The 13,423-nt window shown below is 68.4% G+C and carries 12 protein-coding genes and 1 pseudogene; 3 read left to right on the forward strand and 10 right to left on the reverse strand.

Going from position 1 to position 13,423, the window contains the following annotated elements:
* Positions 1 to 26 precede the first annotated feature (26 nt).
* Positions 27 to 854 (reverse strand): hypothetical protein, encoded by an 828-nt coding sequence (locus P1N55_RS18785; protein ID WP_276276976.1) that lies wholly within the window; start codon positions 852 to 854, stop codon positions 27 to 29.
* 80 nt (positions 855 to 934) lie between these two features.
* On the opposite strand from P1N55_RS18785, the gene gatE reads away from it, so the two are divergent.
* On the forward strand, positions 935 to 2,809 hold the full coding sequence (gene gatE, locus P1N55_RS18790) for a Glu-tRNA(Gln) amidotransferase subunit GatE (RefSeq protein WP_276276977.1): 1,875 nt from the start codon (positions 935 to 937) through the stop codon (positions 2,807 to 2,809).
* A gap of 71 nt (positions 2,810 to 2,880) precedes the next feature.
* A complete protein-coding gene (locus P1N55_RS18795) occupies positions 2,881 to 4,353 on the forward strand; it encodes a DUF7504 family protein (RefSeq protein ID WP_276276978.1) in 1,473 nt (490 codons plus the stop codon).
* A gap of 1 nt (position 4,354) precedes the next feature.
* Here the strand turns inward: P1N55_RS18795 and P1N55_RS18800 are convergent, their stop codons facing one another.
* The 3 genes from P1N55_RS18800 to P1N55_RS18810 are packed head-to-tail and all read right to left on the reverse strand — an operon-like array spanning position 4,355 to position 6,220.
* The gene (locus tag P1N55_RS18800) at positions 4,355 to 5,074 is read right to left on the reverse strand and encodes an RNA methyltransferase (protein WP_276276979.1); all 720 of its coding nucleotides are present in this window, start codon (positions 5,072 to 5,074) and stop codon (positions 4,355 to 4,357) included.
* Complete coding sequence (locus P1N55_RS18805; RefSeq protein ID WP_276276980.1) at positions 5,071 to 5,595, reverse strand: hypothetical protein; 525 nt, start codon at positions 5,593 to 5,595, stop codon at positions 5,071 to 5,073. Before P1N55_RS18805 ends, P1N55_RS18800 begins: the two co-directional genes overlap by 4 nt.
* Positions 5,596 to 5,647: 52 nt before the next feature.
* Positions 5,648 to 6,220: a DoxX family membrane protein gene (locus tag P1N55_RS18810; RefSeq protein WP_276276981.1), complete on the reverse strand. Its 573-nt coding sequence runs from the start codon at positions 6,218 to 6,220 to the stop codon at positions 5,648 to 5,650.
* A 432-nt stretch (positions 6,221 to 6,652) separates the two neighbouring features.
* Here P1N55_RS18810 and P1N55_RS18815 point away from each other — a divergent pair, with 432 nt between their 5' ends.
* Positions 6,653 to 7,336 (forward strand): 6-hydroxymethylpterin diphosphokinase MptE-like protein, encoded by a 684-nt coding sequence (locus tag P1N55_RS18815; protein WP_276276982.1) that lies wholly within the window; start codon positions 6,653 to 6,655, stop codon positions 7,334 to 7,336.
* 1 nt (position 7,337) lies between these two features.
* Here the strand turns inward: P1N55_RS18815 and P1N55_RS18820 are convergent, their stop codons facing one another.
* The 6 genes and pseudogenes from P1N55_RS18820 to P1N55_RS18845 all read right to left on the reverse strand — a co-directional run bounded on the left by P1N55_RS18820 (position 7,338) and on the right by P1N55_RS18845 (position 13,423).
* Positions 7,338 to 8,336 carry a TIGR04024 family LLM class F420-dependent oxidoreductase gene (locus P1N55_RS18820; RefSeq protein WP_276276983.1) on the reverse strand — a complete coding sequence of 333 codons (999 nt, stop codon included), beginning with the start codon at positions 8,334 to 8,336 and terminating at the stop codon, positions 7,338 to 7,340.
* Between the two features lie 151 nt (positions 8,337 to 8,487).
* Positions 8,488 to 9,594, reverse strand: coding sequence for a glycosyltransferase family protein (locus P1N55_RS18825; RefSeq protein WP_276276984.1), 1,107 nt, complete (start codon positions 9,592 to 9,594; stop codon positions 8,488 to 8,490).
* A gap of 3 nt (positions 9,595 to 9,597) precedes the next feature.
* On the reverse strand, positions 9,598 to 10,776 hold the full coding sequence (gene folP, locus P1N55_RS18830; RefSeq protein WP_276276985.1) for a dihydropteroate synthase: 1,179 nt from the start codon (positions 10,774 to 10,776) through the stop codon (positions 9,598 to 9,600).
* A 48-nt stretch (positions 10,777 to 10,824) separates the two neighbouring features.
* Complete coding sequence (locus tag P1N55_RS18835; RefSeq protein WP_276276986.1) at positions 10,825 to 11,325, reverse strand: dihydrofolate reductase; 501 nt, start codon at positions 11,323 to 11,325, stop codon at positions 10,825 to 10,827.
* A 173-nt stretch (positions 11,326 to 11,498) separates the two neighbouring features.
* Complete coding sequence (locus P1N55_RS18840) at positions 11,499 to 12,011, reverse strand: HTH domain-containing protein (protein WP_276276987.1); 513 nt, start codon at positions 12,009 to 12,011, stop codon at positions 11,499 to 11,501.
* A 337-nt stretch (positions 12,012 to 12,348) separates the two neighbouring features.
* Positions 12,349 to 13,423 (reverse strand): annotated as a pseudogene (locus P1N55_RS18845) (methionine synthase).

Consider the following 13,423-nt stretch of genomic DNA (forward strand, 5'->3'; position numbering starts at 1 on the left):
CCGCTGGCGGTCCGGTCGCGGGAGCCTCAGTCGCTGTCTGTCTCGTTGGCAGCGGCCACCTGCGCTTTCGCCTCCCCGAGCCACGCCGGCGGCTCGACGGTCGTCGCGTCTATCCTCTCGTATCGGAAACTGTAGCGGATCTCCTCACTGGCCGTGACATACCGGATGTCCATGCGGTAGACGAGTCCCGTGGCGTCGACGAGCAGGGCGACCCGGTAGGTCTCGGGTTCCGAGAGTAGCGATGCCCAGGGCGGCGACCCGCCCGCGCCGACGAGCCGGACGTACTGGCGCCCGTCGCGCTGGACCCGCGCGGTCCACGTCTCGTTCGTGACGAGGTACCGGTCGACGTAGAAGGCCGTCTCGTAGGCGTACTGGTCGCGGCCGAAGCGTATCTCGCCGCCGCGGTAGGTGACCGACCCGTCGGTGGCGCGACGTTCGTACCACTGCTCGCCGTCGCCGTACGTCGACTGTCGGTACTCGGTCCGGTTACCGTCGGCCGAGGTCCGGACCCGCTCCAGGTCGTGCCGGTACGTCCGCACCCCGGAGACGACCGTCGTCTCGTTGCGCCGGAGGGTCGTGGTGGTCTCGTTGTTTCGCGTACGCGTCGCGACGTACCGCTCGTGCATCGTGTACGAGCGGTTCGCCAGAGCGTCCCGGTGGGCCGTCGAGAGCGTCCGCGCGCTGTGCAGCCCGTCCTCGGAGATGCCCGGCGGCAACACCGGGGGCGCCGCCGCGGCGGTCGGGACCGGGGCCGGCGTGACGGTCTCGGCCGGCCGCTCCCCGACCCCCGCGAGGGACGTACACCCGGCGGTGACGACGAGGACGGCGACCGCGGCCGCGTAGTGCCACCGCATACCACGCCGTTGGGTCCTGGGAGCAAAGGCGTCCGCCGGAAGGGTGCGTTTTTTGGCCCCCGGTCACGGACACGCTGACAATGACTGCCGCCGACTTCGACTACGAGGACCTGGGGCTCGTGGCCGGGCTGGAGATCCACCAGCAGCTGGACACCGCGACCAAGCTGTTCTGTAACTGCCCGACCGCCCTGCGCGAACCCGAGGCCGCCGAGCGGTCGTTCACCCGGTACCTCCACCCGACCAAGAGCGAACTCGGCGAGATAGACGAGGCCGCCTTAGAGGAGAGCATGGTCGACCGGGAGTTCGAGTACCTGGCCTACGATACGACCTGCCTGGTCGAGGAGGACGACGAACCGCCCCACCGCATCGACCGCGAGGCGATGGACACCGCCATCGAGATCGCGCAACTGCTGGACATGGACGTCGTCGACCAGGTCAACGTCATGCGCAAGATCGTCGTCGACGGCTCGAACACCACCGGCTTCCAGCGGTCGATGCTGGTCGGCAACGACGGGGAGATCTCGACCAGCGAGGGGCCCGTCGGCGTCGAGGACATCCTGCTCGAGGAGGAGTCCTGCCAGCGCGTCGAGGAGACCGCGGACGGGGTCCGCTTCTCGCTGGACCGCCTGGGCATCCCGCTGGTCGAGATCGGCACGAAACCCGACATCAGCACGCCCGAACAGGCCCGCGAGGCGGCCGAGCGCATCGGGATGCTGCTGCGCTCGACCGGCAAGGTCAAGCGCGGCCTGGGCACGATTCGCCAGGACGTCAACGTCTCCATCGCCGAGGGCGCCCGCATCGAACTGAAGGGCGTCCAGAGCCTCGACGATATCGAGGCTCTGGTCCGCAACGAGGTCCGGCGCCAGGTCGAACTGCTCGACATCCGCGACGAGCTCCAGGCACGGGACGCCAGCGTCGGCGACCCCCGGGACGTCACCGAGGTCTTCGAGGACACCGATTCCGGCGTCATCCAGGGTGCACTCTCCTCGGGCGGGCGCGTCCAGGCCGTCCTGCTGTCCGGGTTCGACGGGCTCGTGGGTCGCGAGATTCAGCCCGACCGCCGCCTCGGGACGGAGCTATCCGACCACGCCAAGCGCCACGGCGCCGGCGGCATCTTCCACACGGACGAGCTGCCGGCCTACGGCGTCACCGAGGCCGAGGTCGAAGCGCTCCGCGAGGCGGTCGGGGCCGACCCCGAGGACGCTGTCGCGATCGTCGCCGACGACCCCGAGACGGCCGAACTGGCCATCGAGGCCGTCGTCGACCGCGCCGAGACGGCCCTGAAGGGCGTCCCCGAGGAGACCCGCGACGCCACCGCCGACGCCACCTCGCGGTACCTCCGCCCGCTCCCCGGTGCGGCCCGGATGTACCCCGAGACGGACGTGCCACCGGTCGAACCGGACCCGAGCGACGTCGAGACGCCGGAACTGCTGACCGAGAAGGTCGAGCGCTACCAGGCCGAGTACGACTTAGACGAGGGGCTGGCCCGCCAGGTGGCCTACGGCCAGCGCTGGCCGCTGTTCGAGTCGGTCGTCGACGACGGCGTCGACGCCACGCTCGCCGCGGGGGTGCTCGAGTCGACGCTGACCGAACTCCGGCGCGACGACGTGCCGGTCGCGAACCTGACCGACGCCCACCTCCGGGACACGCTGGAACTGGTCGACGGCGGCGAGGTTCCACGGGAGGGCATCGAGGACCTCCTGACCGCGCTCGCCGAGACGCCGTCGCTCTCGGCTTCGGAGGCTGTCGAACAGGAGGACCTTGGCGGCGTCGGCGAGGACGAGGTCCGCGAGGCCATCGTCGAGGTGGTCGAGCGCAACGCCGACCAGGTCGACGCCGAGGGCATGGGCGCGTTCTCGGCGCTGATGGGCGAGTGCATGGGCGCGCTCCGCGGGAAGGCCGACGGCGACGTGGTCAGCGACGTGCTCCGCGAGGAGATTCAGAAGCGCGCCTGAGCAGCCGAGACACACACACCTGAGCCCCGCGCAGGCGATATCTTTCTATCCCCGGGGGGTCTACACCCGGTATGTACGACGTAGGGGACCTGCTACCAGTCGATGGCCTCGACCCGGGCTCGACGCTCTTGCTGGTCGGGCCACCGATGACCGGGAAGCGACTCCTCGGCATGCGACTGCTGGAACGGGGGTTCGCCGACGGGGAGGCCGCGGCGCTCGTCTCGACTGACTCGAGCGCCGACGACGTCCGTGAGATGATGGGACAGATCCACGGCGAGGCCGTCGACGGGCTCCCCTTCGGCGTCGTGGACTGCGTCGGGGAGATGCAGAGCCGCGACCAACTCGGCCCGCTGGACCACCGCGTCGGCTCGCCGGCCGACCTCACGGGCATCGGGATGGAACTGACCGACCTGCTCGAAACCCTCTACACCGAACACTCGACCCGCCTCCGTCTCGGCCTCTTCTCGCTTACGACCATGTCGATGTACGCCTCCGTCGAGCAGGTCGTCCGCTTCCTGCACGTCCTCAGCAGCCGCGTCTCGGAGGCGGAGGGGGTCGGGTTCGTCGTCGCCCACTCGGATACAATGGACGACGAGGCCCTCACGCAGCTCCGGTCGTTCGTCGACGGCGTCGTCGAGGTCCGGGAGGACGACGGCGCGACCGAACTCAGGGTGCTGGGCGTGACCGACGAACCCACTGACTGGGTCCCGTTCGCGAGATCGCTCGAGCGCGAGCCGTCGGTGACGGGTCCCGCCGCGGGACCGGCCGACGTCGACGTCCCCGAGTCGCTCCGGGCGGTCATGGACGAGGTGCAGATGGGGCGACCCACGCTGACCATCTGCAACTACGACCGGGCCCCGGAGACCCTCTCGGAGATAGAGCGGTACTTCGACCGACACAACGTCACGGTTCGGGAGGCGACGCTGGACGTCGACCAGCCCCGTTCGTTCGCCCTGCTCCACCACGGTGACGACCTGCTGGCCTCCGAGAACGCCCAGTCGCTCCGGAGCGCCATCGAGATCGACTCCGGCGAGACAGACGCGTTCGCCGAACGCCGGGCCTCGGACCTGCTGACGCGGCTCGAGGAGTCCATCTTCGGCGCTTCGGCGGCCGACAAGTCGTTGCTCATCGACGTCAGCCACAACATCGAGATGCTGGCCGAGCGCAACGGGGGCGGCCGACTGCACGCCGGGTTCCAGCGCTTCTCACGGCTCGTCGACGACGAGCGGAGCGCCCGCATCTACCGGAAACTCTCCCGTGCGGGGACCGACGTACACGTCTACGGCGTGCCGGACGCCGACATCGACCTGGACGGCGTCGTGCCCCACGGCCACGACGAACCGGAGATCGCCAACTCCTGGTTCGTCGTCTACGACGGCAACGGCAACCCGGACCAGCGGGCCACGCTGCTCGCCTTCGAGACCGGCGACAACGAGTACAACGGGTTCTGGACGTACGACAGCGACATCACCAGTCGGCTCGACGCCTACCTCACCGAGACCTACGTCGACGCCGCCTCGGAGGCCGACCTCCCGACCGACTGACTCACTCCTCGCCATCGAGGCGGAGACTCGCCTTCCGGAGGAGGCCGCGGAGCGTCTTCGCCTCGCGACCCGTCGGGTGGGCCCGTCCCAGCAGGCGCCGGAACATCCGCCGGGCCTTGGGCTGTTTCTCTGCCGGATGACCGACGGCCTCGAGGAAGGCGGCGAACTCCTCGTGGACGCCCTCGACGGCCCGCTCCTCGGCCCGCGTGTGCAGCGAGTCGGGGTGCTGGTCGCGCTCGACGGTCACGTCTCGAAGTTCGTAGAGGAGGATCGTCGCCGCCTGACCGAGGTTCAGGACCGGGTAGTCCTCGCTCGCGGGGATCGAACAGACCTCGTCCAGGCGTGCCAGTTCGTCGTTGGTCAGGCCCACACGCTCGCGCCCGAAGATCATGCAGGTGTCGCTCTCGACGTCGGCCAGCGTGTCGGCCAGCTCCCGCGGCGTCTTCGCCGGGTACCTGACGTGGTTCCGGTCGTCCTCGTTCGGGACGGCCGTGCAGGCGACGGTGTGGTAGTTCTCGACCAGGTGGTCGAACGTGACCTCGCGTGCGTCCGGCAGGACGTCCTCGCGGGCCTGCCCGGCGAAGCCGTAGGCCTCGCCGTCGGGGTCTAACTCCGGCGGGTCGACGAGCAACAGGTCCGAGTGCCCGAAGTTCTTCATCGAGCGGGCGATGGTGCCGACGTTGCCCGGCGTCTCGGCGTCGACGACGGCGACCGATATCATACGTCCAGGTCGTCGAGGTTCAGGTCGATGGCCTCGAGGTCCGCCTCGTCCATCTGCTCGAGCTCCGCCTCGAGCCCCGGGATGGCCTCGGCCCGACTCGGTGCCTCGGGGAGGGCCGTCGGGTCCTCGTCGACGTGCTCGAGGCCCTCGTAGTCCGCCGGCGCGCGCCCACCGTCGACGAACCACTCGTGGAACGCCTCCTGCATGGCGGTGTCGCCGGCGTACTGCTCGCCGCCTTCTTCGCGAAACCAGTAGAGGAAGTCCGGTTCGTGCGCCGAACAGAGGACCACCTCGCCGAGCGGTTCGCCGTAGATGACCTCGGCGACGTTACACTGGTCGGGCTGTTCGCGTCCCATCGAGAGCCAGCAGGCGTCACAGGGGTCGACTACTCGGTCGGCCAGCACGAGGATGCGCTGGCGCGTGTCCGGTTCCATGGTCTTCAGCGGGCGGACGCGGCCGTTCGAGTCCACGACGTCCGCGTCGAACCGCCAGCCCCGCAGGCCGATGCTCACCTTGTCCATACCGGTGGCTAGTCCGTTGCGAGACTAAAAGAGCGCGATGTGACTGTTGCCGTCAGCCCAGCAGGAGCTTCAGCCACTTGTTGTTCTTGACGAACGAGAGCTCCTCGATGTAGCCGTCGAGTCCCAGGATGCGGCCGGAACCGAAGGCACCGAGACCGAACAGCAGGACGGCGTAGACGATGTGGTCGTCGACGACCCAGCCGTGAGCGACCGGGAGCCCAGCCAGCAGGCCGCCAGTCAGCGACGCCATCCAGTAGAAGATCATCATGACGGCGCCCCAGAAGGCGGCGAACCGCACCGCCACGCCCAGCAACAGTGCCAGGCCGGCAAGCGTCAAGCCGAGCATGTTCAGCCAGTCGATGAGCGGGTTACCGGCCATCGTGGCGAACAGCCCGGTGAAGGGGTTCCCCTCGGGAATCGCGTTCGCGAGGAACCCGGCCGCAGTCCAGTTGTTCTCCGGGTTGCCGTCCATGTAGGTGACGAGTTTGGTGATACCGCCCTGGAACAGCGTCCAGCCCATCACGATGCGCATGAAGAACAGGGAATAGCCGACCCAGTTCTCCGAGTAGTCGAACTGTACGTCCCGGCCGAGGATTTCCGATTGTAGGGTTTGGCGAGTCGCCATGTATAGTAGTTCAACAAGTCAGTATATTATTCTTTTTCCCGTTCTCGATGCCTGAGAAGCGAACGCGACGGGCAACCCTGCCCCTCAATATTGCGGTTTCGATCGGTCCTGGGCCTTTCTGTGCCTGCCGCGTCGGTTCGATCGCCACGTTGTGCGTCGCTGGGGCCCGACCGACCCCGCGGTTCTCGCTCGCACCGGTCGAGTGACCGATGTCCACTCGATGACGGCTCTGACGCCGCTACGCGGGCGTATCACCGGAGTGGTAACTAAGCCGAACGTTCAGGACAATCAGGTGGCAGTAAGAGAAAACTTATACCGGTGGCCTCGAAAACACGTGATGAAAGCCGAAAGGGCACCCGGGTAGGGGTACACGGACGTGCCACTTCGGCTCAAAACTCACTTTATCGAGAGACGACCCTGGGAGCACCTGCTATGGAGTTCGAGACGTGGGCGCCGGTCTACGAATCGCTGCTCGCCGACTTCGGGTATCCGCGGGCCGGCGACGAACACGCTCGCGACCGACTGGCGACGCTCCTGGTCGACCAGTCGACCTACGACCCCGCGGACCTGCCGCTGGCCGGCGCGACGGTGGCCATCGCCGGCGCCGGCCCCTCGCTCGAGGCCGAGGCCGACCGTGCCAGCGCCGCCGACGTCGTCCTCGCGGCCTCGACGGCGACTGACCGCCTCGAGAGTGCCGGTGTCGCCGTCGACTGCATGGTGACTGACCTGGACAAGAACCCAGAGACCGGCCGGGAGTTCACGGCGTCGGGGCGGCCCGTCGCCGTCCACGCCCACGGCGACAACGTCCCGGCCGTCGAGCGGTGGGTCCCGGAGTACGACCCCACGTTCGTCGTGCCGACGACGCAGGCCGCGCCGGCGGACCCCGTCCGGAACTTCGGGGGGTTCACCGACGGCGACCGGGCGGCCTTCCTCGCGGACCACTTCGGGGCGGCCGACCTGGTGTTCGTCGGCTGGGACTTCGACGACCCGGGCGTCGACGCGACCAAGCGGCAGAAACTAGTGTGGGCCGAACGCCTCCTCCACTGGCTCGAGCGGCGCCGCGGCGAGCGCTTTCCCGTACTGGACGGTCGGCGCGACGCCATCGACCCGCTGTGAGTCAGGGCGCGAGGACGTCCATGGTGGCGTCGATGGCCTCGCGGTCGGCCGCCCGCGGGAACGAGACGTTGATGGCGTCGACCCCCTCGATGCCCCCGAACCGGTCCAGGCGGTCGAGGCACTCCTCGGGCGTCCCCGCGACGGCGATCTCGTCGAGCAGCGCGTCGTCGATGGCGTCGATGGCGGCGTCTTTCTCACCGGAGGCCCACTGCTGTGATATCTCGTAGGCCGTCTCCTCGTAGCCCTGCCTCGCCAGCGCGTCGCGGTAGAAGGTCCCCATCCCGCCGACGTAGAACGCGACGTGCTGGCGGGTGAGGTGACGGGCCCGCTCGCGGTCAGCGAGCGCACAGCAGGGCAGTGACAGCGTCACGCGCTGGGCCGACCGGTCCCGGTCGCCCAGTTCCGCGCCGGTATCGAAGTCCGCCAGTCGCTCGCGGATGCCGTCGGCCGTCAGCATCAGCGCGTGCCAGCCGTCGGCGAACCGGCCCGCGAGTTCGACCGACTTGGGCCCCATCCCGCCCGCGTCGACCGGCGGGACGGGGTCGGGCGGATCACACCGGAGCCGGAAGCCCGACAGCTGGAAGATATCGCCGTCGTAGTTGACCGTCTCGCCCGCGAGGACCTGTTTGACGACGTCGACGACCTCGCGGGTCCGGCGCAGCGGGCGCTCGAAGTCGACGCCGTGCCAGCCCTCGACGACGATGGGGCCCGACGGCCCGAGGCCGACCCGGAGGCGGCCGTCGGACACCTCCTGGAGGGTTGCTGCCGTCTGTCCGATGAGCGCCGGCGAACGCGAGTACACGTTGAGTATCGAGGTCCCGATGCCGACCTCGTCGGTCTCTCTCGCGATGCTCGTGAGCGTGGTCACGGCGTCGCGGCCCCAGGTCTCGGGCAACCAGACGCGCTCGTAGCCCAGGTCCTCTGCGCGCTGACTCATCCCGACGAGCGTCTCGACGGACGGCTGGGCGGCCACCGGGAGGTAGACGTCGCGGACCGTCATTCGCGGGCCTCCGGCGCTGCTGTGGCGTTCGACATGGAGTCCAGTGTGGTCGGGTGTGTGATAAACCCACAGGCGCGTGGCAGGGCCGCCGTTCAAACGGGTTTCAACCGCCCGCTGGTTGACCGATGCACCTCCGGCGTGCCGTCCGTGCTCAGTTCGCGTCGCCGTCGACGGTCTCTCGTGCCTCCCGGGCCGTCTCGACGACCGTCGCGGGCGAGAGGGCGACGTCGGCCCAGGCGGGGAGGCGCGTGTCGGGGCCCGGCGACCGGATGCCGACGGCGTATGCCTCGACCTGCTCGAGTTCGGTCGCCCGGTCGTAGGTCAGGCCGTTGAACGCCGCGTCGGCGGCGTACTGGTCGACCAGGCGCTCGCCGGCCGCGAGGTATCGCTCGGTCAGGCTCCCGTAGTCGGGATCGACGCCGGCCTCCTCGACGGCCCGCAGGAGCGCGGCGCCGACCTGCTCGGCCATCGACGAGAGGCCGCCGCGGCCGCCGACCGGCTTGTGGTCGTGCCGGTGGACGCCCAGGTCGACCTGTGCCGACTTCGTGGCCCCGACCTTCTCGTAGGTCTCCCCGAGCATCCCCACCTCGAGACCCCAGGCACGCTGGGACCGGATGCGGCGGGCCGCGTCGGCGGTGAAGGCGAACTCGCCGGCGAGCGGGTAGCGGAACGCGGCCAGGTACCGGACGAACGGGTGGGCGTGGCGCGCCTCGAGCGCGCGAACCAGCGGCGCGATGAACAGACGGACGAGCCGCCCGTACAGCTGGCCGCCCTCGACGCGGGCGTAGTATCCCTTGACGAACTCGTGGTCCATCGAAAGCGGTGCGAGCAGTCGGGGCACCGTCGACTCGTCGTATGTCGTCGCGTCGGCGTCGTGGACCGCGACGTAGTCGGCCCGGTCGGCCGCGATACCGAGGCCGAGCCAGACGTCACGGCCCTTCCCCGTCGGTCCGCCGAGGCCGTGCTCCTCGAGCAGCGTCGCCAGCGCCGGGGCGTCACACCACACCGTCGTCACCGACAGGTCGAACCCCGCGACCCACTCGCGAAAGCCCTCGGCCACCGCCGCGGGCGCCCGCAGCGGCACCACCACCTCGGCCGGGCCCACCGCCTCCAGCGGGCCGAATACGTGCTCGGGCGTGACCGCCTCGAGCGTGTCCCCGGCGATCGGGACGACGACGGCGCTGTCACCTACCGGTGCGTCCGGCGTCGGGTCCGTGAGGTCGTGCAGCGTCGTGACGTGTTCCTGTGTGTAGTCCATCGGTCAGGTCCGGAGTGCGTCGACGAGGGCGTCGCAGCCGCGTCCCTCGGGGAGGCGGTCGGCCAGCGCCGAGAGCGTGTCCCGGCGGCCGCCCACCAGGAGACTGCCGTCACCGGTGCGGATCACGGCCCCTGTCTCGCCGGCCGCCGTCACCAGCGCGTCCGTCGCCCCGGGGTCGAGCCCACGGACCTCGAACACGGGGCCGACGAACGGGTCCCCGTCCCGGTCGGTGGCGCCGATTCGCTCGAGGTGGCGGGTTACCTCCCGGGACCGGCGGACGTCCAGTTCGGTGGCGGTCACCCCGTCGCGGACCACCGACCGGCGGTCGGTGAAGGCGGCCCCGATGGTCGCGGCGTCGACCGTCTCGCGGACGTCGTGGGTCCGCACGACGTGGGCGCCCCGCTCGACGGCCATCGAGGTGGCCGCGAGACTCACCGGCAGGGCGTCATCGGTCGAGCGGTCGGCCAGCTCCCGGAGGAAGTTCTTGCGGTTGATAGAGACCAGAATCGGGAGGTCGAAGGCCCGGAACTCCCGCAGCCGGCGGAACGTCTCGCGGTCGTCCGCGGTCGTCTTGCGCTCGCTCCACCCGCCGAAGGCCGGGTCGACGATGGTCTTGTCCGTGAAGCCGTTCTGCTTGAGCGCCTCGTAGATACGGTCGACGTAGTCGGCCTCGGCGGCCCACTCGGGGGACTTCCGCTCGGCCCAGTCGACGTCGTCGACGGCGCCGGGGCGCTCGAGGTCCGGCGGGCTGGCCATCTTGCCGACGGCCACGTCGTACTCCCGGCAGACGACCGGCATCTCCGGGTCGGCGAAGCCACAGATGTCGTTGACCATGTCGAAGCCCCGCTCGAGCGCCGCCTCCGCCACCTCGGCGTACCGGGTCTCGATGGAGAAGACGGCGTCGCCGCTGACCGACTGGATGGCCTCGACGGCCGTGTCCAGGCGGTCGAGTTCCGCCGCGGCCGAGAGCACGTCCAGGCGCTTGTTGGCCGACTCCAGGCCGACGTCGACGATGTCCGCGCCCTCGCCGATGAGGTCCTCGTCGACGAAGGCTGCGGCTTCCCCGGGGTCGTCGAAGACGGAGGGCTTGTAGGGCGACTCCTCGCTGACGTTCAGCACTCCCATGATGCGCGGCGGCTGGTCGTCGCCGATACCCAGACCGGCCGCGTCGACACGTCGCATATCCTGACCGTAGGACCGGGCAGGGTAATCGTTGGCGGTTGCGGCGGCCTACGCTGTCTCCGCGTCGCCCGGCGGACGGGGGTGCTCGTGGGTGTACTCGACGACGTCGAACGCGTCGTAGTGCTCGCGACCGGTCACCGACCAGTCGGTCCCGAGGTAGGGGAACACCTTCGCGCCCGTGGCACGTTCGGGGAGCTCCGAAACCAGGGCCCGGTCGGCGTAGGGGAGGAACATCGAATAGACGGACTGGCCGCCGATGACGTAGCCGACGTCGTCGCGGGCCGCGACGGCCTCGACGGCGTCGGGGACCGTCGAGACGAACGTCGCGTTCGCGCCCTCGTACTCGGCGGGGTCACGGGTGAGCACAACGGGGTGGGTCCCGCGGATATCGGTCATCCCTGCCCAGGTCTTCCGGCCGACCACGACCGGGTGACCGGCCACGCGCTCCTTGTACTGCCGCTCGTCCTCCTCGTAGTGCCACGGGATGGTCTCGCCGTCGCCGATGACGCCCGTCTCGCCTACCCCCGCTATCAGCACGAGCTCTGTCATACCATCGCTACGGCCCGACGCGTAAAGTCAGTGTTCACGGGGCGCCGATGGGGTGACCGTCGGCCAGCGATAGGCGACACCGGTCGGTTCACTGCCTAGGTGGGAAATTCGGTTGACACGGACTACTCGAGAGGGACGGGGAAAAGAGAGGAGACGTGTGATTCGCGTCGGACTCAGGCAGTAATCTCGACGCCGGGCTCGAGCCACGGTTCGGTACGGCCCACGGTGACCGAGTCGAACTGGGCGAGCCAGTTCTCGTCGCCGCTCTCGAAGGCCTCCAGAGCGTCGCCCACGGTGAAGGTCCGTTCGGCGTCGCTGCAGGGGAACACCGCCTCGAGCCGGGTGTCGTCGTAGATGGCCAGCGAGACGACGGGGAAGACGACGACGTCCTCGACGCGGTCCATGCCCATGTACGTCCGCGTTCGGCGCTCGAACGCCGGTTCGAGTGTGTGACCGTTACGCTCGGCCCAGTCACGGAACTCCTCGTAGGTGGCCAGCGCGCCGGAGCGCTTGTCCTCGGCCATCGTCCGGATGCGCTGCCACTCACCGGAGACCATCGAGTCGGTGAACACGCCGTTGGCCTCCAGTCGCTTGACCCGGTTCAGGACCTGTTGCTGGGCGTCGAAGGTTCCGTATGTGTCGCCTCGGAGATACAGTTCCGCCCGGAGTTGTGAGTCGACTGTCATGGGTTTCTCGTTTCAAACTTTATCAGATACCAACATAACTCTTTCCCAGAGATAATCATAAATTACGTAACACATACTCACGAAGGAACTGCCACAGAGAACAATCCTTGATCGGAATAGCGCCTCCGGGAATCACAGACTCGGAAATTCGTGTCAACTAGAAAAAATTATATTACAGCGGTGGTCGATGTCAATTTCGGCCAGCGTCGAATATTCTGGGACGGTCGTTCGAACTTCTATTAGATATCTGCCACTCGAGTGTCCGGTATATTCCGATATTCGATACCTCACACGACGGCAATTAGCGGTGATGGGTGAACAGTACTACGGGGCCCCGTCAGTCGTCCGCGCTGGCTTCCGCACCGCTCCCGACGACCTCTACCTCGCCGGCGTCGAGTTCCGCCTCGATCTCGCGGGCGGCCTGGACCATATTTTTCATCTTGCCGTAGGCGACCTCTCGAGGGAGCAGCTTTCACTCCGCAGTCCGGCGAGACGGTCAGGCGCTCTGGTGGGACGACCTCCAGGCCCTTCAAAATGTTCTCCTTGATCTCCTCGACGGGTTCGACTTCGGCGACGTGGGCGTCAACGACGCCCATCGCGAAGTCCTTGGTGAACTCGTGGTCTTTGAAGACGTCGAGTTGCTCGTAGTCGCCGTTGGCCAGCTCCAGGTCGTACTCGTGGACGGGGTAGTCCAGAATCTCGGGGTAGATGCGCGAGTAGTCGCCGTAACAGACGTGCAGACCGAGGCGGACGTCGTCGGGCACGTCGTCGACGATGCGCTCGAGACACTCGCCGACGATGGCGTGGTCGTCGGGCGTCGTCGCCAGGGCCGGTTCGTCGATCTGGATGTACCGCGCGCCGGCCTCGACCAGCGCCTCGATCTCCTCGTTGACGAGGTCAGCGAGGTCGTAGGCCAGGGTCTCCTCGCTGTCGTAGACCTCGTTGAACGACCAGTTTGCGAGCGTGTACGGCCCGGTGATAGGCACCTTGACCGGGCGCTCCGCCACCTCGTCGGTGAACTCGAACTCCTCGACGAGCCACTGCTCGCCGTACTCGACTTCCTCGGCGACGGAGGGCTTGTCGAAGTAGTTGTGACCCCACACCTTCACGCGGCCGTTGAACTCGTAGCCGTCGATGCGGTGGGCGAAGTACTCGACCATCTCGTTGCGCCGCATCTCGCCGTCACAGACGACGTCCAGGCCAGAGCGCTCGTGCTCGTGGGTGATGAGCCGCGAGGCGTCGTCCTTCGACTCCTCCCACTCCTTCTGGCCGAAGTCGGCGTCCTCGTCCTCGAACAGCTCGCGGGCGCGGTCGTGCCACTTGGGCTTGGGGTACGAGCCGACGACGGTCGTCAGCAGGAAGTGGTCGTTGGGGTGATTCTCGGGCTTGAACTGGTCTCGTGGTCCTGTCAT

Origin of the sequence: Haloarcula regularis (assembly GCF_029338315.1) — an archaeon.
GTDB lineage: Archaea > Halobacteriota > Halobacteria > Halobacteriales > Haloarculaceae > Haloarcula > Haloarcula regularis.